The organism is Paenibacillus sp. LPE1-1-1.1 (assembly GCF_040676435.1).
GTDB lineage: Bacteria > Bacillota > Bacilli > Paenibacillales > Paenibacillaceae > Pristimantibacillus.
The window spans coordinates 1,673,372-1,694,866 of record NZ_JBEGHY010000001.1; the positions used below are offsets into that span (position 1 = coordinate 1,673,372).

Below are 21,495 nucleotides of genomic sequence, written 5' to 3' on the forward strand. Positions count from 1 at the left end.
TGCGCGCAGCTTGTTAATTAGCCAGTTACGACTTGGATAACATTGCGAACGGATTGCGCTGATTTATCAAGCGCCGCTTTTTCCTCAGCAGTCAAATCAAGCTCTAGCACTTTCTCGATGCCGTCGCCGCCAATGATTGTCGGAACGCCCATGAACAGATTATCATAACCGTATTCGCCTTCAAGCAAAGCGATTACCGGTATAATGCGTTTTTTGTCTTTAAGGATGGCTTCCGTCATTTGCACAAGGGAAGCTGCAGGCGCATAGTATGCACTGCCGTTGCCAAGCAAATTAACGATTTCGCCGCCGCCGACGCGTGCGCGTTGTACGATAGCTTCAATACGATCCGCTGGAATCAGTTTTTCGATTGGAATACCGCCAACGTTCGAGTAACGGACGAGAGGAACCATATCATCGCCGTGTCCGCCAAGCACGAAGCCGCGAACATCTTCAACGGACACATTCAGCTCTTGCGCAATAAATGTGCAGTAGCGTGCCGTATCAAGTACGCCGGATTGACCGATTACGCGGTTTTTGGGAAATCCAAGCGTTTGGAATGCCGCATAAGTCATCGCATCAACCGGGTTGCTTAGGATGATAACGTAAGCGTTAGGGCTTGTAGCTTTGATGTTTTCGCAAACCGATTTCACGATGCCCGCGTTTGTGTTGACAAGATCATCGCGGCTCATGCCTGGTTTGCGGGCGATACCCGCGGTAATGATGACAACATCAGAATCCTTCGCGTCATCGTAGTTAGACGTACCGATGATGTTAGCGTCTACACCTAGTACCGGAGTAGCTTCAAGCATATCAAGCGCCTTACCCTTAGTCGGGTTCTCAAGTTGTGCGATATCGACAAGAACAACATCACCTAGTTCTTTTTGAGCCAGCATTAGTGCAGTTGTAGCGCCTGTGAAGCCAGCTCCTACGACTGTGATTTTTTTACGGGTTATAGCCATCTTGTGTAAATCCTCCTATCATTATTTTAAAGGGGAGACCCCTTTGACCCCCATTTTTCATTTGGAATCCTTAAGTGCTTTTCGAACCCACCTAAATCCTCCCTTCCAAGGGAGGACCCCGAGGCGCTGCGCCCTCTGGACACCTGCCAATTGGACGAACGTGGGAGTTTGACCGGCGCATCTTTGCTACTGTTGAGCATTACTCGCTTTCGTCCCTGCGGGACACGCTTTACGCTTCTGGCAGGGAATTGTCCCTTGCGGGACGCCATTCCCCACTTGCAAGAGCAGGAACGGGATTTGTCCCTTACGGGACGCCATTCCCCACTTGCGAGAGCAGGAACGGGAATTGTCCTGCGGGACGCCATTCCTAGAGAGAAGAACAGGAATGTGTCCCTTGCGGGACCTCATTCCTGGTTAGTTAGAAAAGATTAGGGATGCAATTGAAAAGTTGTGGGGGGACTCCCCTTTAATAAGATAAGGAACGAACTACATGTTTTTGATGATTTCGTCTGCGAATGCGGAACATTTTACTTCTGTTGCGCCTTCCATCAAACGTGCGAAGTCGTAAGTTACTGTTTTGTTGTGGATGGAAGCTTCCATACCTTTATAGATAAGGTCAGCCGCTTCCTGCCAGCCTAGGTGCTCAAGAAGCATTACGCCGGAAAGGATAACGGAACCTGGGTTTACTACGTCAAGGTCAGCGTATTTAGGAGCTGTACCGTGAGTTGCTTCGAAGATCGCGTGTCCAGTCAAGTAGTTGATGTTCGCGCCTGGAGCGATACCGATACCGCCGACTTGGGCAGCAAGAGCATCAGACAGGTAGTCGCCGTTAAGGTTCAATGTTGCGATAACATCGAAATCTGTAGGACGAGTCAGAACTTGCTGCAAAGCGATGTCCGCGATTGCGTCTTTAACAATTAGCTTGCCAGCAGCTTCTGCTTCTTTTTGTGCTTTGTTAGCAGCGTCAGTGCCTTCTGCTTCTTTAATGCGGTCGTACTCGCCCCATGTGAAAGTTTCGTTAGCGAATTCTTGCTCAGCCACTTCGTAGCCCCAGTTTTTGAACGCGCCTTCTGTATATTTCATGATGTTGCCTTTGTGTACTAGCGTTACGGATTTTTTGCCGTGCTTGATCGCATACTCGATCGCTGCGCGAACAAGACGTTGTGAACCTTCTTTTGATACTGGCTTGATGCCGATACCGGAAGTTTCAGGGAAGCGGATTTTGTTTGCTCCCATTTCGTTTTGCAGGAACTCGATTACTTTTTTCACTTCTGCGGAACCTTCTTGGTACTCGATACCTGCGTAAATGTCCTCTGTGTTTTCACGGAAGATAACCATGTCAACAAGCTCCGGACGTTTTACTGGGGATGGTACGCCTGTGAAGTAACGAACCGGACGCAAGCAAGTGTAAAGATCAAGCTCTTGGCGAAGAGCAACGTTCAAAGAACGGATACCGCCGCCGATAGGCGTTGTCAAAGGTCCTTTAATAGCTACGATATATTCGCGGATAGCTGTAAGCGTATCAGCTGGAAGCCACTCGCCGTACTCGTTGAATGCTTTTTCGCCGGCGAATACTTCGTACCAAGCGATTTTTTTCTCGCCGTTGTATGCTTTTTCTACCGCTGCATCAAGTGCGCGTTTCGAAGCCTTCCAAATGTCGCGGCCTGTGCCGTCGCCTTCGATGAAAGGGATAATCGGATTGTTAGGTACTTGAAGAACACCGTTGTCAATTGTAATTTGCTCGCCTTCTGTTGGAAGCGCGAATTTTTCGAACTGTGGCATGAATGAAATCCTCCTTGGAATGGTACCTGCCTCTAAGGCAGATAAAAGTTAATATTAGTTCATGTGGGAATATAATCTTTTATATGTATCGCCTATAAACGATTATATTTTGAATGAGAGGACGAACGGCCTGTTCGCTCTCTCGTTCAATTATATCATAATTTACGATTAGCGCTGCTCGATCGGAATGTACTTCGCATTAACCGGTCCAACGTAGTCTGCGCGTGGACGAATCAAACGGTTATCTTGGTATTGCTCAAGGATATGAGCGCTCCAACCGGATACACGGCTGATTGCGAATATTGGCGTGAACAGGTCGCGCGGAATTTCAAGCGTAGTGTATACGGAAGCGGAGTAGAAGTCAACATTTGGCTTCAAGCCCTTTTGTCCCGTTACAAGCTCTTCAATCTTAACAGACATTTCGTAAAGCTCCATGTTGCCTGTCAGCTTGCCAAGCTCGCGCGACATTTTTTGCAAATGTTTCGCGCGCGGATCGCCGTTTTTGTAAACGCGGTGACCAAAGCCCATGATTTTATGTTTGTTTGCAAGCGCGTTGTTGATAAAGCTTTCAACGTTAGCTGCCGAACCGATTTCTTCCAGCATCACCATAACGGCTTCGTTTGCGCCGCCGTGAAGAGGACCCTTCAAGGCGCCGATTGCGGATGTTACGCCCGAATAGATGTCAGACAATGTCGCGACCGTAACGCGAGCCGCGAACGTCGAAGCGTTCAACTCGTGGTCAGCATGAAGAACGAGTGCTTGGTCAAGCGCCTTAACGGCAACTTCAGCTGGCTCGTTTCCAGTAAGCATATAGAGGAAGTTATAAGCGACGGAGACGCCTTGTTTAGGAGCTACCGGTTCTTGTCCTTGACGGATGCGGGCAAAAGCAGCAATAATCGTCGGCAGTTGTGCCTGCAACTTAATTGCTTTCAATTGGTTCGCTTCCGGGGACATATCGTTAGCGGAGCTATCATACAGCGCTAGGCTGGATACCGCTGTCCGAAGAGCAGCCATCGAATTTGTATCTTTAGGATATAGCTTAATTTGATCAATTACGCCTTGCGGAATAGCTGCATATTGATCCAACTGCTTTTGCAGTCCATCAAGTTCAGAACGAGTTGGTAATTTTCCGTACCAAAGCAGATATGCGACCTCTTCAAATGTAGCGTTTTCAGCGAGATCATCAATATCGATACCACGGTATGTCAGTACGCCATCAATAATCGAGCTGATGGAGGACGCCGCTGCGACAATGCCTTCTAATCCTTTAGTTGCTGTCATCGTTCTCTCTCCTTTAACTTGGGTATCGTAAACAATAAAAGGTTCGTTTTTTGTACCGTCGCCTTTAATCATAAATGATTTCGGCACTGAAGTGAACAAATACGGACATAAAAATGCTTTATCGGCATCATTAATATTTTTTTCGCTTATTATTTCACCACGTCGTGTCGTATGCTCCAGCAGCATTTTTCCCTATTCGCTCCAATTTTAGCCGTATCATAAACTATTTTTACTGAATCGAATATAGTGGTAAAATGTCAAATAGAGAACATAACGAGCAAAATTCGCTGTATTGGAGGCGCTATATGACAGGACAACGCATTGGAATTATTGACATAGGCTCCAACTCAGTCCGGCTCGTCGTATACGAGAGGACAGCAAATGGTGCTCATCGAGTGGCGGATAGTAGCAAACGGCCTGCCAGATTAAGCGAACGTATTGATGAAAAAGGCTGTCTTCCGGGTACAGCGATCGACGAGCTTATTGACACGCTGACTCATTTTACCATGATTTGCACCCATAATCATACAAGCAATATTCGAGCTGTCGCTACGGCAGCCATTCGAAATGCCAATAACCGCTCTGAAATCCTTGGGCGCATCAAAGCCGAAACAGGCTTGGAGATAGAACTGCTCTCCGGCGAGGATGAGGCCTCGTACGGTTTTCTGGGGATGATCAACTCGCTGAATATCCGGGACGGGCTGCTTATCGATATCGGAGGCGGCAGCACCGAGCTTTCTTTGTTCCGTAACCGCTCACTCGTTCGTTCCGTTTCTTTTCCGTTTGGCTGCGTTAGTCTTAATAAACGGTTCGGAATGAAAGGCATGCTGTCTGACGATGAACTCAAGGCGCTTGAAACCCTTGTCCAAGAGGCAGCCCGTACCGAGTCTTGGATCGGCGAGACCGCGGGATTGCCTCTGGTAGGCGTGGGCGGCACCGTGCGCGCATTAGGGAAAATGCATCAAGCCGCGTATAAATATCCCTTCCCGCAAACGCATAACTATCCGGTTACAAGCGTGCAGGTCGATGAGCTGTTCCATCAAATGCGCAAGCTCCCGCTCGACAAAAGGCGCAAGCTTCCGGGCTTGTCCAAAGACCGCGCGGATGTTGTCGTGCCGGGCGTAGCTATTCTGAGAGTGCTTTTCCGAGCCGCCAAAGCATCCTATTACCGTATTTGCGGGGCCGGGCTTCGTGACGGCTTATTCCATGCGACACGTTTTCCCAATCGTCCCAAGCTCGAAGATGTGTTGAAATACAGCCTCACTAATTTAAGCGCCTTGCACCCGGAAGCGCCAAAGCAGCATGTGCTTCAGGTCAACCGGATCTCGCTTGAGATTTATGATGTGCTTAATTATAACCATCCGCTGCCGACGCAAACCAGAGTACTGCTTGATACGGCATCTCAGCTGTTCCGAATTGGCGCATCCATCGATTATTACGAATATGCGCGGCATTCTTTCTATCTCATTATTAACTCCCAGCTAAACGGGCTTACCCACCGGGAGATGATCATGACAGCAGCCATTGCCTCTTACAAAAGCAAAAGCCGGGCCCGTCAGCACATTTCCGAGTATAAAGAGATGCTCAACGAATCCGACCTTGATGTCATTTATAAGCTTGGCGCGCTGCTGCAGCTGTCGGCTGCGCTTGACCGCGGAGAAACGCAGGCCATCGCGCAGCTCAATGTCCACTTGTCAGGCAATCAGCTGCTGCTTCGCCCGATACAGCCGCGAGGTACGCTGGCCGTCGAGCGGCGCGAGGTTGAAGAGCTTGGAGCCGAATTCAAAAAGCTATGGGGCGTATCGCCGAGCCTTGACTATACGGCTACGCACGTCCCTTCCACGACGATATAACCTTCGCTTCGAACTGACTTCGGAACGGCTCCTTATCAACACTTGAAATATGTTCATAGGTGCCGTTCGGCTGCAGCTCGCGAGCCTTCACATTGTCATTAATGTTAAGATGAAGCATTTTGATCAAAATCTGCCTGAGCGTAGAATCAAACACAGGGCACATAAGCTCGATCCGCCTTGTCAGGTTACGGGTCATCCAATCCGCGCTCGACAAATAGACCTCTTCTTCCCCGCCATTATAAAAATACATGATTCTTGCATGCTCAAGGAATCGGTCAACGATACTGATGACCTGAATGTTCTCGCTGCGTCCCGGCACGCCAGGCCGCAAGCAGCAAACCCCGCGGACGATCAGCACGATTTTTACGCCGGCTTGAGAAGCGTCATACAGCTTATCAATCATCTCCTGATTGGAGAGCGAGTTCATTTTTGCGATAATGCGCGCCGGCTTACCGGCTATCGCGTTCAATCTTTCCCGGTCAATCAGACGGTATAGCTTTTCTTTCAAATCCGACGGCGCTACGCCGAAGGCTTTCCACTCATAGGGAGAAGAGTAGCCAGTCACCTCATTAAACAGGGCTGAAGCGTCTCCGCCGATAATCGGATGCGATGTGAAAAGTCCGATGTCCGTATACAAAGTAGCCGTACTATCATTATAATTGCCGGTGCCTACATGGACATAACGGCGAAGAGTGCCGTGCTCCCGCCTAACGACTAGCAATATTTTCGCATGCGTTTTTAATCCGACCAGGCCATACACGACATGACAGCCCGCCTTCTCCAACTGACGCGCCCAGGCAATGTTCCGTTCCTCATCAAACCTTGCTTTTAGCTCTACAACAACCGTTACCTGTTTCCCGGCTTCGCCAGCCTTTGCAAGCGCTTGAACGAGCGCAGATTGGCCGCTGACTCGGTATAAGGTCATTTTTATCGCCAATACGTTCGGGTCATAAGCGGCTTGCATGACAAAATCATTCACCGCATCGAACGACTCGTAGGGATGGTACATGAGCACGTCACGCTGGCGGATGACTTCAAACATATCGTCCGTATCATCGAACTCCCTTGGATAGACAGGCTCCAGCTTCTCGTACCTTAAATTATCGTTGCCCGGAACAGCGCCCGCGAATTTCATCAAAAAACTTAAATCAAGCGGTCCGTCGATTTCGAATAAATTATCTTCGATTTCCAGCTCTTCCGTAAGCATCTCGAGCGCATAAGGATGCGTGCCCTTGGCTACCTCCAGCCTTACCGGAATACCCCAGCGGCGGCGGCGAAGCTCCTTCTCGATCTCCTCGAGAAGATCCTCCGCATCCTCTTCGTTCAGCGTAATATCCGCATCCCTAGTGAGACGGAATGCATTAACGGAGAAAGGGATATAACCGTTGAATAACGTATCGATGAATTGTTCGATTAAATCTTCAAGCAGCACGAATTCGGTCTTCTTGCTGTTGATTCTTCCGGGTACGGGTACAAACCTAGGCAGGATGGACGGCACCTGAACAATCGCAAACAGGGGCTCCTCCTCGGACGGATCTCCTTCTTGCCTCAAGAGCACGGCCAAGTACAACTCTTTGGTATGAACCAGCGGAAACGGCCTGCTTTGGTCGACGGCCATCGGGGTTAGGACAGGAAATACGATTTCATGAAAATAGTCCGAGACCGCCTTCGTCTGCGAAACGTTGAGCTCCTCGAACGAACGGATAAATATCCCTTCGCGGCTCAAGCCGCGAAATACTTCTCTATATGTACGGTATTGTTCATGAATCATTTGCGTCGTACGTTTAATGAGCCTTTTCCAAAGACCGGACGGCGTATAGCCCGTGAAATCCATTTTGGACAAGCCGGCTCTCATCTGCATTTGTATGCCTGCAACTCTTACACTCATGAATTCATCTAAGTTGCTCGTAACGATTGCCAAAAACTTAGCTCTCTCGAGCAAAGGATTGCCGGGATCCTGAGCTTCTTGGAGAACTCTTCGGTTGAATTCGATCCAACTTAGATCTCGATTTACATAGTTGGACAAAAGCTTGGTCATTTCTCACGCCTCCTGAGTAATTTTGCGGAATCAACCTGCTTCTTAAGCATACGCTCCAACATGCATTTCAAGAATGCTGCGGCAGGAAACGACACCTATCTATCTCATTATGAGGGATAACTATTATTTCCATGTTAACCTTTTGTAAATGCGGCGTAAACATTAGAACCTTCCGATCTTAAAATTGCCGTTTCGCATCCTTTTTTCGAGCCATTGCAGCATAAGCTGCCTATAGAAAACTCGCGTAACGGGGAATAGAAGGGTAATGCCCGCGATATCCGACAAAAATCCTGGCATTAACAGCAATAAGCCCCCTGCAAGCACGCAAAGTCCATCCAGCATCGTTTGTCCGGGTATTTGTCCTGCTTGCATTTGACGCTGCGCCTCAACCCAAACCCTGCGGCCTTCCGCACGCGCTAAATAGGCTCCGGCCAACCCCATTGCGATTAGAATAAAAAATGTATTCCAACCGCCGATCCAGCTGCCCATTTGATAAATGCCCCACAGCTCGATTACGGGAACAACAATAAAAAAACCCAACAGCCATTTGTACATGGTTGGACCTCCTTCAAAGTTTGCGAAGCAAACTTACTTCGTAAGCATAGGCTTTGTTTGCGAAGCAATCTACTTTGTAAGCAAATGGTATAAATCCGGCATTACTTTGTTTAATCGTGCGGGCTGCCATTCGGCGTTGACCCATACATGCTTGGTACCGCCCTCGACTAGCAGCTCTCCAGGCAGCTGCTCGCCAGCCGCGATTTCCGCTGCTTGAAAGTCTGATGCCTCTACCCTTCTTACCTGTGATTCAAACGTAACGCGTACGGGCGTGCAGGCTGCTATTCGCGTGCAAACCAGTATCGTATCATCGTAACGTGCAGGAAGAACATAGCGGCATTGCAAATCGACAACCGGAAGCAGTAAGCCCCGTTCTTCTATATCTTTATAATTATAACCTGCGTTTCTTATCCATTCTGTACGTCCAATTTCGAACCAAGTTACATAATTCCCATGGAACACGACTCCCATTTGATCGGTTTCTTGATATCGGACGCGAAGCGGATGCGTGAACCAGCTGGAAGCGGCTAGCATATTTGTACCTCCCCGAGATTGGATTTTTTCATTTATGTACGGTTAGATTAACAAAAAGCGACGGTGAGATCACCATCGCTTTTGTTTCATTCTTATATGTTTGTTATAAAAGTACCCTTGTAATTAAAGTACCTTCGATTGGCCGTGATAGATTACGCCTGTTTCGCCGTAGATGGTTACTTCCATACCGTCTTGCAGCAACTCCGTTGCATTTGCGATGCCTAGAATAACCGGGATCCCAAGGTTCAGACCGACTACTGCAGCATGGCTTGTAATTCCGCCTTGCTCCGTAATAACCGCGCCAGCTTTCTCAAATGCAGGCATATATTCTTTGTCCGTCGATACCGTAACCAAGATGGAGCCTTGAGTCGTTTTTGCGATCGCTTCCTCCGGTGTACGGGCAACAACGATCTTACCGATGGCTGTTTGGCTTCCGATACCTTGTCCTTGTGCCAAAAGTTCGCCAATGTGGTGAATTTTGATAAGGTTTGTCGTACCTGCGCGGCCAACAGGAACGCCGGCTGTAATAACGACAGTATCACCAAGGTTAAGGAAACCTGTGCTCATGCCGCCTTTTACTGCATTTTCAAACATTTCGTCTGTAGTATCCGCATCAGGACCCAGTACCGCGAATACGCCCCAAATGAGAGATAGACGGCGCAATACTTTCTCATCTGTCGTTACTGCAATGATCGGAGCTTTAGGCTTGTACTTCGATACCATACGGGCAGTAAAGCCGCTTTGCGTCGATGTAATGATCGCTTTTGCTCTTAGGTCAAGCGCAGAGTTAGCAACGGCTTGAGAAATAGCCTCAGTAACCGATGTTTGCTGTGCATTTGCTTGCTTTGTGAACATTTCACGGTATTCCAAAGCCGCTTCCGCGCGCTCAGCAATACGTGCCATAGTTTGTACGGATTCAGTCGGGTAACGCCCCGCAGCTGTTTCGCCGGACAACATAATCGCATCTGTGCCGTCAAAAATCGCATTTGCTACGTCACTCGCCTCAGCGCGGGTAGGACGCGGGTTGCGCTGCATGGAATCCAGCATTTGTGTAGCCGTGATAACCGGTTTACCAACGCGGTTACCTTTTTTGATCATGTTTTTTTGCACGAGCGGTACTTCTTCGGCAGGGATTTCAACGCCGAGATCGCCGCGCGCAACCATTAAGCCGTCGGAAACCTCAAGAATCTCATCGAGATTGTCCACGCCTTCTTGGTTTTCGATTTTGGAGATGATTTGAATATGTCCCGCATTATGGCGCTCAAGAAGCTCGCGGATTTCAAGCACGTCGCTTGCTTTACGCACGAAAGAAGCTGCAATGAAATCTACGCCTTGCTCGATTCCGAATACGATATCATTCGCATCCTTCTCGGTAATACCAGGCAAAGAGATCTTCACTCCAGGTACGTTAACGCCTTTTTTGCTTTTAATCGGACCGCTGTTAACGATACGGCACACGATTTCAGTTCCTTGAACTTCTTCTACCGTCAAACCGATCAAGCCGTCGTCAATCAAAATAGTCGAGCCGATGGTTACGTCGTTAGGCAGGTTGTTGTAAGTAATAGGCACACGATTGCGGTCACCCAGAATTTCTTCTGTCGTAAGCGTAATAGTTTCGCCTTGGTTTAATTCAATAGGCTCTTCCTTCAGCTTGCCAAGACGGATCTCTGGACCCTTTGTGTCAAGCAAAACCGCTACCGATGTACCAAGTTCAGCGTTCGCAAGGCGGATATTTTTGATACGGTTGCCGTGCTCTTCGAAATCTCCGTGGGAGAAGTTAAGACGGGCCACGTTCATGCCTGCTTTGATAAGTTTCTTCGTGTTTTCCAGTGATTCGCTGGATGGACCGATTGTACAAACGATTTTTGTTTTGCGCATGTTAAGTTTCCTCCGTAAATTGCCTGATATTCTTTTTTATACTGACATGACAACCAGCTGCTTGTACAGCGAAATCATCAATTTTACATATTATTTACTGAACGGTCGGGGTCGCTTCTTCCGGCTGTTCGGATGGTTCTACCGTTGTGCCTGCTGCTTGGATGCGATTCGCTTCCTGCTGGCTTGGCGCTTCAAGCGTCTTCTCCGCAATTTTGAATTGGCCGACCTTGCGGAATTTCTTATAACGGTCTTCGATTAGCTGTTCGGCGCTTAACGGAAGAAGTTCCTGCAAATGCTTCCACAGCTTATCTTTGATTTGCTCCGCTTGAAAAGCTAAATCTTTATGGGCTCCGCCTTGCGGCTCCATAACGATATCTTCAATAATGCCAAATTCCAGCAAATCCTTGGCCGTGATTTTCATCGCTTCAGCAGCCTGGTCCGCTTTGGAAGCATCCTTCCACAAAATCGAAGCGGCTCCGTTTGGAGAGATCGCGCTGTAGATCGCATTTTCAAGCATTAACACACGATTTCCCACGCCCAGCGCAAGCGCTCCGCCGCTGCCGCCTTCGCCGATAACGATACAAATGATAGGCACGCCGAAGCCGGACATCTCTCTTAGGTTACGTGCAATCGCTTCTGATTGTCCGCGTTCCTCAGCCGTTTTGCCCGGATAAGCACCCTTCGTATCGATAAAGGTAATGATCGGTCGTTTGAATTTATTCGCTTGCTCCATTAGCCTAAGCGCTTTACGAAAGCCCTCGGGATGAGGACTGCCAAAAAAGCGCGCAATATTCTCACGGGTATCCTTACCGCGCTGATGTCCGATAACCGTTACCGGTACGCCATTCAGCTTGGCAAGGCCGCCAACGATCGCGAGATCATCCGCAAATAGACGATCCCCGTGAAGCTCCATATAATCCGTGAACACCGTCTGAATATAGTCAAGCGACGTTGGACGCTGATGATGGCGCGCCATATGCATTTTTTGAGCCGGAGACAGCTCGCTGTACAGTTCTTCTTCCAGCTGTTTGCACTTTTGCTCAAGACCCAAAATCTCTTCCGTGAAGTCGATCCCCTTCTCCACGCTCAAGGTCTTCAGCTCCGTGACCTTCTGCCGCAAATCATTCAACGGTTTTTCAAAAGGCAGCTCACCCGCCATAGGATGTTTCCCCCTTTACGCAATGCATATCAAGCAGCTTAGCTAACGTCGGCTTCATATCTTTACGGTGTACGACTTTATCCAATTGGCCGTGCTGTAAATTAAACTCAGCCGTTTGGAAGTCGTCAGGCAGCTTCTGGCGAATCGTTTGTTCAATCACAATCCGTCCGGCAAAACCGATCAACGCGCCAGGCTCGGCCAAATTGTAATCGCCCAAGCTCGCAAAGCTAGCCGAAACCCCGCCTGTAGTAGGATCGGTAAAAATTGAAATAAACAAACCGCCTGCGCCTTGAAATTTCGAAAGCGCTGCGCTTGTTTTGGCCATTTGCATCAAGCTAAGAATACTTTCCTGCATCCGGGCGCCGCCGGAGGTTGAGAAAATCAGAAGCGGCAGCTCTTTGGCATGAGCCGCTTCAATGGCTCTCGTTATCTTCTCACCAACGACTGATCCCATACTGCCGGTAAAGAAATCAAAACTCATAACGGCTACGACAACCGGAAAACCGCCGATCGTACCTTCTCCCGTAATGACAGCGTCGCGAAGATTAGATTTGTTCTTCTGCTGCTCCAGCTTGCTGGCATATCCAGGGAAGTTAAGAGGATCAACGGATTCCATATCCGCATCGTATTCAAGCAAATGTCCCTCATCTAGCGTTAAAGCGATTCGTTCCCAAGCAGTAAGGCGATAATGATGGCCGCAAGAGGAGCAAACCTTTAAGTTTTTTTCCAATTCCTTGCTGTACTGAATGGTGCCGCATTTGGAGCACTTATTCATCAAGCCTTCGGGAACCTCACGCTTGCGCGGTTCCGATGGTATTGTCGCATATTTCTTCTTCGTAAATAAATCCTTTATTTGCACGTGTGACACCTCTCAAGGCGCAATAGTATAGAGCTATCCATCATAACGGCCGCATAATGGAGTTAAATACTTCTTGTACTTCCTCCAACTCGCCAGATGGGACTAGTATCTCGTATTGCTGTTTGGACAGATTGACAGAGCGGATTTTCACCAAAAACCCTTCCTCCGTTAGCCGCTTCTTGATGTTATCTGCGATTTTTGCTGTTGGTGCGATATAAATGACCGTCCACATCATGGTACCTCCTGAAAACTTTGCTTCCGCAAAGCTCACTTACTAAGCATAGCTATCCCGGTAACAGGCCATATGATCTCATAATGATACCATAGTCATGGCGAATCCGGCAAATCATATCGGATCGCTTTCGGGTCCTGATGCGCAATTCTTGCCGAGGCGGCAGCGGCTAATCCGGCAACCAAGTCATCCAAAAACACATGAATGCGTTCGCCTTTCACATTCAATTGACGAATAATACCGGGTTTTACTTTATCCAAATATCCGAAGCTCGTCAATCCAATCATGCCATAAACATTCGTTATGCCGAGCGCCAGCGTCTCATCGACGCCATAAAGCGATTCATCGGTTTCCATGATCGATTGCAAGGGCTCCGGCAGTAATTTGCGCTCTGCCAGCTCATCTAAAGCTATGCCTGTATACATGACGTATTGCACCTCGCGCTTATCGAGTACCGCCCTGACGCTTTCCTCGCATTGTTCCATCGTCAGATCACCATTGTAGGGACGCTGCAGCGCATAGACGATTTCGGTTACGTCGTCGATCGATACCCCTCGTTTTAAGAGCCATTTCTCGATTCCTGTCATCGGACTCATCCCTCCCGTAACTGCTTGTACGTCTATCTTGGAAACAATAGCGTGAGCAGATGACACTGTCCTTCACATGCAGCTTCCCTTTAGGAGGCTCCATTGCCATCGTCGCTTGTATCTCTAAACATATGCGCGTACAAGCCCTGACGTGCATACGAAATACTTTTGTTTACAGGATATTTAGGAAGGGTAGAAAGGTCCTTGCTTATCTCACAACGATCGCGCCCTTGCCAAGCAGCTGTTCGACTGCTTCTATGAGCTCGGTGGACGGATGAACGCGGTAGCTGTCGCTAAGCGCAATCGACTTTTGTCCCTGCACATAAAACAAAACGGTAGCAAGCTGGCCGGAATGGCCCGAAAGAAGCGATTTTAGCTGCTCCAGAATTGCGGGCTGCTCATTTTCCGAAATAATTTTGATATACACCCGCTGCGGCTTGCGCTCCGTCGAGTGCGGCGGCCCTTGCTCATTTCCGATAATATTTTCAGTCGGCAATGGATTGTCTTTGAAGGCTCGCGGCTTCCAGGTTGCGCCAGCGGCTCGCCCGGTTGGTGCGGCCTGCTCCCCGGATCTTCCGTTTGCAGAGCTGCTGCCGCTAGTCCGCGCAGCGCGTGCTTTCGCCTGCTTTTGGAGCCGTCCTACATGATCCGCGAGATCCATATCCGAATGCTCGATCGGCACGCAATCCTCGACGATCAGCTTATAATCATCATCCTGCTGTTGAACCGTAGCCTGTATGATTGCTAAACCGCCCTTCTCGAGCTTGCTGCCTATCCGCTTCCAAATCGTCGGAAATACGACCGCCTCTATGCGCATGATACGATCCTCCAGTTCGAGGAAGCCCATGGATAGGCCTTTTTTGCTCGTAAAAGGTTTAACAGACACGACCATCACGCCCACAATGGCGATTGCGCCGTCCTTCGCGTCGCTAAGCTCGAGCAGCCGATCCAGGCCTAACGGCGCAAGCTGCTGCTCCGCAGCATCCAGCGGATGCCCCGATAAGTAAAGACCGAGCAGCTCACGTTCAAAATCCAGCTGCTGGCTGGTCGTATAAGGGCGAATATCCGGCAGTTCGACATCCCAATTCTGGATTTCGTCGAGACCGAACATTTCAATTTGCAGCTCCTCGCGCTCCTTGCGCCATTTCACCGCGGTTTCAACCGTTTCCTCAAGGGCGGCAAGCAGCTGAGCACGATGCCCGGGAAGCGAATCGAACGCTCCCGCCTGAATGAGCGACTCCAGCACCCGTTTGTTTACCACCCGCAGATCCACCCGCTTGCAAAGATCAAGAAGGCTTTCGAACGGCCGCTCGCCGCGTTCTTTCAGGACTGCTTCGATAGCCTGCGTTCCGACGTTTTTGATGGCTGCGAGACCGAAGCGTACGGCTTGAGCCACCGGGGTAAAGGAAACGCTGCTCTCGTTTACGTCCGGCGGCAATACGGCAATGCCCATCCGACGGCATTCATCCACATATTCGGCCGTCTTCCGCTGGTTCCCGGTTACAGAAGCCAGCATCGAAGCCATAAATTGAACGGGATAGTTGGCTTTGAGCCATGCCGTCTGGAAGGCAAGCACGCCGTAAGCCGCCGCATGGGCTCGCGGAAAGCCGTAATCGGCAAATCGAACGATCATATCGTAAACAAGATTCGCTTCGGAAGCGGAATAGCCCTCAGCCAGGCTGCCCTTTACGAAATGCGCCCGCTCCTCGTCAAGCACCTCGCGCTTTTTCTTGGAGACGGCGCGGCGCAGCAAATCCGCTTCCCCTAACGAGAAACCAGCCATCAAGGAGGCAATTTGCATGATTTGCTCCTGGTACACGATGATGCCGTAGGTATCCGCAAGAATAGGCTCAAGCGACGGATGCGGATATTCAACGGTAACAAGCCCATGCTTTCCTTGGATATATTTTGGAATAAACTCCATCGGACCCGGGCGGTATAAAGCGAGAACGGAGACGATATCCTCGAACTCCGTCGGCTTCATTTCCTTCAGAACGCGCCGGACGCCAGCGGACTCAAGCTGGAATATACCCGTCGTATCTCCGCGGCTGAGCATTGCATACGTTGCCGGGTCATTATCGTTGATCGTATGAAAATTGATCACTTTGCCATGCTGCTCCTTCACCGCTTGGAGCGCGCGCTCCAGGATCGAGAGCGTACGCAAGCCGAGAAAGTCCATTTTGAGAAGGCCGATGGCTTCTAAATTCTCCATCGAATATTGCGTAAGAGGAATCTGCTCGCTGCCTGTCTGGATTGGCGTATAATGAGTCAGCGGCTCTTGGGAAATGACGACGCCTGCCGCATGCGTCGAGGCATGACGCGGCATCCCTTCGACTTTTATGGCCATCTTCAGCATGCTCGCCGTCTTCGGCTGGCGCTCGCTCGCTTCGCGTAGTTCGCTGCTCATTCTCAGCGCCTCATCCAGCGTAATGCCAAGCTGATTCGGAATAAGCTTGGCCGCACGGTCTACCTCTTGAAACGGGACGTTCATCGCACGGCCAACATCACGGACAGCGGCTTTGGCCGCCATTGTTCCGAACGTGATGATTTGCGCGACATGCTCATCCCCGTATTTGGCAGCCACGTAAGCAATAACCTCATCGCGGCGCTCGTCATTGAAATCGATATCGATATCCGGCATCGAAATCCGTTCCGGATTCAAGAACCGTTCGAACAGCAGCTTATATTTCAGCGGATCCACGTCGGTGATTCGCAGCGTATAGGCCACCAAGCTTCCCGCAGACGATCCGCGGCCCGGACCGGTTCTAATGCCTCTTTCATGGGCGAACCGGATAAAATCCCACACGATTAGAAAATAATCACTAAATCCCATTTTGTCGATAACGGATAACTCGTACTCCAGCCGCAGCTCCGCTTTTTGCCTAAAATCTTCGTCAGCCGCCCACTCGGGCATTCCCGCGTATCTGGCCATCAAGCCGTCACGGCATAACGTAATTAAATAATCAGACGAACTCATCCCTGCCGGTACCGGCCGGAAGATAGGAAGCGCAGCCCGGCCAAGCGTCAATTCCAGCTCGCATTTCTCCGCGATTTCAATCGTGTTCGCAAGCGCTTCAGGAACATGCCGGTACATAAGCGCCATCTCTTCCGCGCTTTTCAAATACATCTGATCCGTCAGCATGCGCAGACGGTCGGCGTCCTCAATCGTTTTTCCCGTTCCGATGCATATCAGCACATCCTGCATGGCAGCGTCCTCTGCGCGCAGATAATGCACATCATTGGTCGCCGCAAGCTTAATGCCCGTATCGACCGCGAGCTTGATCAATTCGGCGGCTACCTTCTTCTGGTCCAAGAGGCCGTGATCCTGAAGCTCCAAATAAAAATCTTCCCCGAAAATATCTTTGTAGCGCAGGGCGCTGCTCCGCGCTTCCTCAACCCGGTCATGCAGCAAATGCTGCGAGACCTCTCCCCCAAGGCATGCGCTCAAACAAATGAGTCCCTCTGAATGCTTCCGCAGCATCTCCAGATCTACCCGAGGCTTGTAGTGGAAGCCTTCCAGATGCCCGATAGAACTGAGCTTCATCAAATTGCGGTAGCCTGTTTCATTTTTTGCCAGCACGATCAAATGGTATGTCGGATTGTCCTTGCGCGGCCCTTTTTCAAATCGGGAGCCGGTCGTCATATAAAGCTCGCAGCCGATAATCGGCTTAATGCATTGTGCCCGGCATGCCCGATAAAACGGGATCGCTCCGTACATCACCCCATGATCGGTCAGCGCCAGCGCTTTCATTCCAAGCTCTGCCGCTTTTGCAGTAAGGTCACGGATTCTAGCTGCGCCGTCAAGCAGGCTGTATTCGCTGTGAACGTGCAAATGCACGAAAGATTGTTCGTTCTGACCGCTCATCGCATCCGATCCTTTCTGCTTCGTCCAAATAAGTTAACTCTATTTTATCATAATCGCAGTGGACACGCCCATAGAATGGTAGAAGAGCATACGGCATGCATCGTTATGAAGCGTCACTATAATTTTTGGAGGGATACCGATGAGCTACTTCTTGTCCAAAGCGGGACTTGATTTCTTTATTGCGTTCGGCGTTGTCTTAGGGGGCTCTACGCTTGCGGGAATCGGTTCGGTGTTTATGCTGCTGCCGCCTGCGACGACGATGCTCGACACGGCTGCAAGGCTAAAGATCTGGGCGATCGTGGCAGCGATCGGAGGTTCTATCGATCCTGTTCGCGTCATTGAAAGCAATATCATGCAGGGGCAATTATCGCCTGCCGCGCAGCAGATTTGTTTTATTATCATCGCGTTTCTCGGCGCTCACCTAGGCACGGAGCTGGTTCGTCTCATCTGCAAGGGAGCCGCATAAGCGATGCGTCTGCCGCCGTTTGACCGTTTCGTGAGAGGATTACAAATGGTAGGTGTATTAACGCTCGGGATGATCATTGGGGCAATTGTGTACAATTCCATTTTTTTGGCGCGGTTCGAGGCTTTAATTACATTGAAGAGCGAGCTTGAGGTACAGCTAGAGCAGTACGAGCAGGATATAAAGAACTTAAACCAATTCAAAAATCAGCATACCGTTATAAAAAGCGTGCTCCCTCGCATCGAGAAGGAAGCCGGGCAAGATACCAAACGGCCTCGACTAGATCAAGTCACCGAAGCCGAGCTGATCAAACGAATCAAAGAGGATCTTAAGAGCTTCCTAGGCAGGAGCATCTACGAGATCGATTCCGACGCCCGTTTCGCAAGGAAGCTGCTTGAAAGGAAAGTTTATATGGATGTGCACAACAAAGACTATACGATTGAAGTGAACACGATTCTAGTCGTCGATAATATCCTTCAAGTATGGGTGGAGGTCCGGGACTATGTGAAGCCTCCCTCTTAAGCACGCGCCTGTGATTCGTGATACAATAGAGCCTGTCTATTCGCGGGTTGCTGCTGTACCTACATAACTTAAAGGAGCTGCTTATTCTTGGATCAACTTCTGCAATGGCTGCTCGTTCCGGGCATCCTTATTTCACTCGTGTTTTCAGCCGTATTCAGCTTTAAGTCGCGCCGTTCCTCCGATGCGAGAACGAGAGCCGTATTCGCAGCCAGAATGAACATCAGCATGGGCGTCATGATGCTGTTCATTGCTCTGGTACAGCTTTTTTTGTCCGGGGAATCTACCCTTCGCATCGTCATTGGCGCGATCTTTTTGGTCATCGGCGTGTTCAACCTATTTGCCGGACTTCGTAATCTCAGCCTATACAGCAGGCCTAAAAATTAATCTGCGTTTAATAGGGATCGATCATTTGGGCCGTCATCATCGCTTTGGCGGCCAAGCCCTGCGCATCCTTGACCTCGATTTCAAGCTTCGTAAATTTCCTGCTCAGCTCCAGCGCCCTCGGTATGATCGTGACTTCGCTGTCGATTTGAACGGGTCTTACAAAATAAGTCGTCATGCTCTCCAGCAGGTAATCCCGCTTAGCGGTTTCCCGAATCATTCTGCGCGCAGCCTGCGTCATTAACGTTGCCAGCAGCCCTTCCGACACCATCCCTAGCGCTCCGGACATTTGCGCGGTAATCGACCCTTTATAGGCCAAGCCAAGCTCGTCTTGTCCCACGGCACTGACATTTGCCGTTGCCATAAAACCAGCCCACATCAGATCTTCAAAGGTCTCTCCGGATTCCGGCTGCTTGCCGGCAAACCGCATGGCATCAAGCACTTCTTGCCTCGTGACAACGCCAAGCAGCTTGCGGTGCCTATCCACGATCGGCAGTAAATCTATGCCTTCCGCGGCCATGGTATGGGCAGCGGAAGTAACGGTTATGTTCGGAGCAGCCGTAATCGGATGCTTGGTCATCACCCGGTCGACGATGCCGTCCTCGGGCGAACCGACCGCATCCTTGGCCGTCATCATCCCGACAACCTTGCTTCTCTCATCCACCACGGGAAAACGGGAATAGCCGGTTTCGCGGGAGAGCTTATGGAAATCAAGAACGGACTGTCCGATCCGAAGTACATCCGCCGGTTTGCTGAAGGTTACGATATCTTCGATCAACATAATCTTGCGTTTAATAAGCCGATCGTACATCGCTCTATTGATCATAGAAGCAACCGTAAACGTATCATGCCGGGAAGTGATAATCGGCAAGGCGCGGTCGTCCGCAAGCTTGATCACTTCTTCGCTCGGCTCGAAGCCGCCTGTAATCAGAACGCCGGCACCCTCCTCCAGCCCGCAGCGGTGCGCGCCGATCCGGTTCCCGACTATGAGTAGGCTGCCCTCGTCAATATAGCGCAGCATCGCATCCAGCTCCATCGCTCCGATAACGAACTTATGCAGCGTTTTATCGAGTCCTGCCGCACCGCCGAACAGCCTTCCTTCTACGATTTCGGCTACTTCCCCAAAGGTCAGCTGGTCGAGCGCCTCACGGCGCTTACGGTCGATTCGAACCGTTCCGATCCGTTCCTTCGTACTGACAAGCCCCGAGCTTTCCGCTTCTTTAAATGCCTTATAGGCCGTCCCTTCGCTCACGCTAAGCGCCTTGGCTATCGCCCTTACCGAAATCTTCGTTCCGATCTTAAGGCTTTGGATATAATTCAAAATCTGTTCATGCTTCGTGCCGGTCTCGTTACCGGGTCCGATAGGCGCCACTTTGTTTCCTCCGTCCAACTTGCAAAGCTATTCCCTTATTATAAGGGAAAGGAAGGTACAAGTCATGCCTGTCCCGATTCGACGCATGCCTAAAGCTGCCATTGCAGCAGCACCTGCCCGACCTTTAGCTTTCCGTCTACGGGCTGCTCATCCTTGCTCTTGAATCTCCATTTCTTGAACAGCTGCTGAATCGTTTGCATGTTCACGGCGTCCTCCGCGCCGGACATCACAAAGGCCTGCCAATCATATTCGATCGGAAGCGGGTAACGCAGCGCTTGGATGAGAAATTGGTTCAATTCGATCGATTGCGCCGGTATTTCATCATATAAGCTGGAAAACAAAAAAGAGCTGTGTTCGCTATATGGCCTGGAAATAGAATCGGATCTCAGATCGATCACATATTCAACGATTTGGGTATGCGGATTAACGCGGCAGCTAAACGAACCGCGTGCCGTAACAGCCTTATCGACACGATGAGATAAGCGGTAAGTGAATTGGACAAGGAAGGGAACATTGTTATAATAAGCACGGACTTTTCTGAAGAAATCGAATTCGTCAACCACTTTTCCATCCTCCTCGCGTCAACATTTTCGACCTCTATTATCCTACCATCAATCGTTTAATTGGTAAATTGATCCTTTAAAGGTAATCATAATAGTAGAATGATACTTTTTTACACAATTACAGTAAAGGAACCATCTATTCGTCAATGACTATAGTCACTTTTTTGAATATGCTCTATAAAGCGTTGTTGACGGCCTGTTAAAGTTCTATCGTTAGGCTGAGGTGACAAAATGAGTGAAATTGCGGGGCTTGTTGGTGAAAACATACGTCAGCTGCGAAAAAAAAGAGGGCTAAGCCAAGAGCAGCTTGCTTTGCGCGCTGACATAAACGCTTCCTATATGGGACAAGTGGAGCGCGGCGAAAAAAATCCGACGATCGACGTACTCAGCAAAATCGCGCATGCGCTTCAAACGCCGCTGGAGAAAATCGTGAACGTCATATCCCGTGCGGATGCCGCAGATTCTCCTGAGGAAGAAGGCTACGCGACGAAGGTTGTTCATCAGATGAACGGCTTAAGCCTAAAGGAACAGGAAGCCGTCTACCGATTCGTCAAGCAGCTCGTTCAATTTAAAGAAATACAATAAACGAACCTATGACCGATATGTTCATAT

General features: G+C 49.8%; 19 protein-coding genes. 5 read left to right on the forward strand and 14 right to left on the reverse strand.

Translation table 11 applies throughout. From position 1 onward, the window contains the following. Window positions 1–17 precede the first annotated feature (17 nt). The 3 genes from mdh to citZ form a co-directional block, all read right to left on the reverse strand. Window positions 18–959: a malate dehydrogenase gene (gene mdh / locus MRBLPE1_RS07280; RefSeq protein ID WP_364143408.1), complete on the reverse strand. Its 942-nt coding sequence runs from the start codon at window positions 957–959 to the stop codon at window positions 18–20. A gap of 486 nt (window positions 960–1,445) precedes the next feature. Further along, entirely contained in the window at window positions 1,446–2,741 is a 1,296-nt protein-coding gene (icd, locus tag MRBLPE1_RS07285) for an NADP-dependent isocitrate dehydrogenase (protein ID WP_364143411.1), read from the reverse strand. A gap of 168 nt (window positions 2,742–2,909) precedes the next feature. Next, window positions 2,910–4,022 carry a citrate synthase gene (gene citZ / locus MRBLPE1_RS07290; protein WP_364143414.1) on the reverse strand — a complete coding sequence of 371 codons (1,113 nt, stop codon included), beginning with the start codon at window positions 4,020–4,022 and terminating at the stop codon, window positions 2,910–2,912. A gap of 305 nt (window positions 4,023–4,327) precedes the next feature. On the opposite strand from citZ, the gene MRBLPE1_RS07295 reads away from it, so the two are divergent. Further along, window positions 4,328–5,875 (forward strand): Ppx/GppA family phosphatase, encoded by a 1,548-nt coding sequence (locus tag MRBLPE1_RS07295; RefSeq protein WP_364143417.1) that lies wholly within the window; start codon window positions 4,328–4,330, stop codon window positions 5,873–5,875. Here MRBLPE1_RS07295 and ppk1 read toward each other — a convergent pair. From ppk1 to MRBLPE1_RS07340, 9 genes are all read right to left on the reverse strand, one after another. Then, entirely contained in the window at window positions 5,847–7,913 is a 2,067-nt protein-coding gene (ppk1, locus tag MRBLPE1_RS07300; RefSeq protein WP_364143420.1) for a polyphosphate kinase 1, read from the reverse strand. The two genes, MRBLPE1_RS07295 and ppk1, sit on opposite strands and share 29 nt — an antisense overlap. Window positions 7,914–8,075: 162 nt before the next feature. Further along, window positions 8,076–8,468 (reverse strand): FxsA family protein, encoded by a 393-nt coding sequence (locus tag MRBLPE1_RS07305; RefSeq protein WP_364143423.1) that lies wholly within the window; start codon window positions 8,466–8,468, stop codon window positions 8,076–8,078. A 69-nt stretch (window positions 8,469–8,537) separates the two neighbouring features. After that, a complete protein-coding gene (locus tag MRBLPE1_RS07310) occupies window positions 8,538–9,002 on the reverse strand; it encodes an acyl-CoA thioesterase (RefSeq protein WP_364143426.1) in 465 nt (154 codons plus the stop codon). Between the two features lie 123 nt (window positions 9,003–9,125). Then, window positions 9,126–10,880, reverse strand: coding sequence for a pyruvate kinase (gene pyk, locus MRBLPE1_RS07315; RefSeq protein ID WP_364143428.1), 1,755 nt, complete (start codon window positions 10,878–10,880; stop codon window positions 9,126–9,128). Window positions 10,881–10,974: 94 nt separating this feature from the next. After that, complete coding sequence (locus MRBLPE1_RS07320) at window positions 10,975–12,039, reverse strand: acetyl-CoA carboxylase carboxyltransferase subunit alpha (protein ID WP_364143431.1); 1,065 nt, start codon at window positions 12,037–12,039, stop codon at window positions 10,975–10,977. Beyond that, window positions 12,029–12,898 carry an acetyl-CoA carboxylase, carboxyltransferase subunit beta gene (accD, locus tag MRBLPE1_RS07325; protein WP_364143433.1) on the reverse strand — a complete coding sequence of 290 codons (870 nt, stop codon included), beginning with the start codon at window positions 12,896–12,898 and terminating at the stop codon, window positions 12,029–12,031. The genes MRBLPE1_RS07320 and accD overlap by 11 nt, the downstream gene beginning before the upstream one ends. Before the next feature lie 40 nt (window positions 12,899–12,938). Beyond that, a complete protein-coding gene (locus tag MRBLPE1_RS07330; protein WP_053374720.1) occupies window positions 12,939–13,130 on the reverse strand; it encodes a hypothetical protein in 192 nt (63 codons plus the stop codon). A gap of 95 nt (window positions 13,131–13,225) precedes the next feature. After that, window positions 13,226–13,717, reverse strand: a complete 492-nt coding sequence (locus MRBLPE1_RS07335; protein ID WP_364143437.1) for a phosphatidylglycerophosphatase A family protein — start codon at window positions 13,715–13,717, stop codon at window positions 13,226–13,228. Window positions 13,718–13,925: 208 nt separating this feature from the next. Next, entirely contained in the window at window positions 13,926–17,582 is a 3,657-nt protein-coding gene (locus MRBLPE1_RS07340; RefSeq protein WP_364143440.1) for a DNA polymerase III subunit alpha, read from the reverse strand. 139 nt (window positions 17,583–17,721) lie between these two features. On the opposite strand from MRBLPE1_RS07340, the gene MRBLPE1_RS07345 reads away from it, so the two are divergent. The 3 genes from MRBLPE1_RS07345 to MRBLPE1_RS07355 all read left to right on the forward strand — a co-directional run bounded on the left by MRBLPE1_RS07345 (window position 17,722) and on the right by MRBLPE1_RS07355 (window position 18,951). Further along, window positions 17,722–18,048, forward strand: coding sequence for a YtrH family sporulation protein (locus tag MRBLPE1_RS07345; RefSeq protein ID WP_308999611.1), 327 nt, complete (start codon window positions 17,722–17,724; stop codon window positions 18,046–18,048). A gap of 45 nt (window positions 18,049–18,093) precedes the next feature. Then, a complete protein-coding gene (locus MRBLPE1_RS07350; RefSeq protein WP_364143443.1) occupies window positions 18,094–18,567 on the forward strand; it encodes a hypothetical protein in 474 nt (157 codons plus the stop codon). Window positions 18,568–18,654: 87 nt separating this feature from the next. Beyond that, window positions 18,655–18,951 (forward strand): YtpI family protein, encoded by a 297-nt coding sequence (locus tag MRBLPE1_RS07355; protein ID WP_364143446.1) that lies wholly within the window; start codon window positions 18,655–18,657, stop codon window positions 18,949–18,951. A gap of 7 nt (window positions 18,952–18,958) precedes the next feature. Here the strand turns inward: MRBLPE1_RS07355 and MRBLPE1_RS07360 are convergent, their stop codons facing one another. Further along, on the reverse strand, window positions 18,959–20,320 hold the full coding sequence (locus MRBLPE1_RS07360) for a DRTGG domain-containing protein (protein WP_364143448.1): 1,362 nt from the start codon (window positions 20,318–20,320) through the stop codon (window positions 18,959–18,961). An 89-nt stretch (window positions 20,321–20,409) separates the two neighbouring features. Further along, a complete protein-coding gene (locus MRBLPE1_RS07365; protein WP_364143451.1) occupies window positions 20,410–20,883 on the reverse strand; it encodes a hypothetical protein in 474 nt (157 codons plus the stop codon). A 231-nt stretch (window positions 20,884–21,114) separates the two neighbouring features. On the opposite strand from MRBLPE1_RS07365, the gene MRBLPE1_RS07370 reads away from it, so the two are divergent. Further along, window positions 21,115–21,468: a helix-turn-helix domain-containing protein gene (locus MRBLPE1_RS07370; protein ID WP_364143453.1), complete on the forward strand. Its 354-nt coding sequence runs from the start codon at window positions 21,115–21,117 to the stop codon at window positions 21,466–21,468. The last annotated feature ends 27 nt before the right edge of the window (window positions 21,469–21,495 follow it).